The sequence below is a fragment of the Mycobacterium sp. genome, assembly GCF_025933915.1.
Classification (GTDB): Bacteria; Actinomycetota; Actinomycetes; order Mycobacteriales; family Mycobacteriaceae; genus Mycobacterium.
In genome coordinates this window covers 1-1,593 of record NZ_JAICZA010000318.1, presented here as the reverse complement: position 1 = coordinate 1,593, position 1,593 = coordinate 1, and the positions used below count along the sequence as shown (strand labels likewise).

At 70.7% G+C, this 1,593-nt stretch carries 1 protein-coding gene; it reads left to right on the top strand.

Translation table 11 applies throughout. The features are described 5' to 3' along the window. The first annotated feature begins 46 nt into the window (after nucleotides 1–46). Nucleotides 47–1,543, top strand: a complete 1,497-nt coding sequence (locus tag Q0W90_RS24470; RefSeq protein ID WP_366895789.1) for an IS1380 family transposase — start codon at nucleotides 47–49, stop codon at nucleotides 1,541–1,543. Nucleotides 1,544–1,593 lie beyond the last annotated feature (50 nt).

Below are 1,593 nucleotides of genomic sequence, written 5' to 3'. Positions count from 1 at the left end.
GCAACAGGGTGCCTTGCCTGCTTGGAGAATCGCGGTTGTCGAAGCCGTGGATCGTCCGAGCGGAAAGTGCACCCTGTCGGTGAAGAGAGTACGTCGTCGCAAGCCCGCCCGAAAGCATGTCCGCAGGCGCGTCAGGATCGGCGCCCCGGACCCTTCGTTGACCGCCACCTCTGGTGTCGCCGCGGTGGCCGAGTTCGTCGAGAAGCTCGACGTGATCGGGATCCTGGATCGCAGGGTCGGGCCGATCAAGCAACGAAACCGTGGTGTCAGGGCGGGCGAGCTGCTCGTCGGACTTGCCCAGTCCCAACTGTTGGGCGGCAACGCGCTGGTCGCGTTGGATCGGCAGCGTGCCGACGTCGCGACGGTCGAGCTGTCCGCGGTGCCCGGTATGGCGTCGACGACAGCGGCGGGGCTCGCCCGCCGTCTGGACGCCGACCGGCTGGCCGGGGTCGAGGCCGGGGTCGCGGACTTGACCGGCCGGGCGTTCGCGTCGCTGCCCGCGACGCGACGCATCGCTTTGTCCGGGCGGGTCACGGTGGATCTTGACTCCACCGACGTCGAGGTCTACGGCTCCCGCAAGCAAGGCGTGGCCTACAACTACGCCGGGCAACGCTGCGGTCGGGCGCACCTGGCGACCTGGGCCGAGGCCGGGGTGACGGTGGCCGCGGAGCTGATGGCCGGCAACGACGACGTCCGACCCCGCGCCGCCGAGATGCTCACCCGGGCCCTGGCCGGCATCCCCGAAAGGGCTCGAGTCACCGCCGCCGGCCAGGACCGGTTGCGGGTGCGCGCCGACGCCGGCTACTTCACCGCCGACCTCGCGATCGCCGCCGTCGAGGCGGGCTGTGACTTCGCCATCGCGGCGAAACGGAACACCGCGATGTGGCGCGCCTACGCCTCCATCCCCGAAGCGGCCTGGGCCGACGCGATCGACATGACCGGCGCGCAGGTGGCCGCGGTCGACTACGCCCCCGCCGGCTGGCCCGACGGCAGCTACACCATCGTGCGGCGAGTCCGTGTCGAGGCCGAGCAGATCTCGGCCGACCCCAGATCGCGGCGGCGCCGCACCCTTGACCCCGACCAGCTCACGCTCGCGTTGGACGGCACCGCCACCCACGCCTACGCGGTCTCATTCATCGTCACCAACATCCCGGCCAACGACCAGCCCGACCAGACCAAGCCAGCCGTGGACTCCATCGTGGCGATCGAGGCGTGGTTCCGCCGCCGCACCGACATCGAGGACCGCATCCGCGAGGCCAAACACGGAGCCGCGCTGCGCCGGTTGCCTTCCGGGAACAAGACCGTCAACACCGTGTGGATGTGGGCCGCGCTGCTCGCCGGGAACCTCTCGACCCTGCTGCAAGCCCTCACCGGCCTCGACTCCAACGGCCGTGCACACGGCGCTCGACTCCGCGATGAACTCCTGTGCGTGCCTGCCCGCCTGGTCCACCACGGACGAACCCTCACCCTCCGACTGCCGCCCGGACAGCGCCTGCTCCCCAGCGTGCTCACCAAGATCCGAGAACTCCAACCCCCAGCCTGACCGCTGCCATCACTCCCCGACGACCAGGACCCTCGGAACAACGCCCCCGG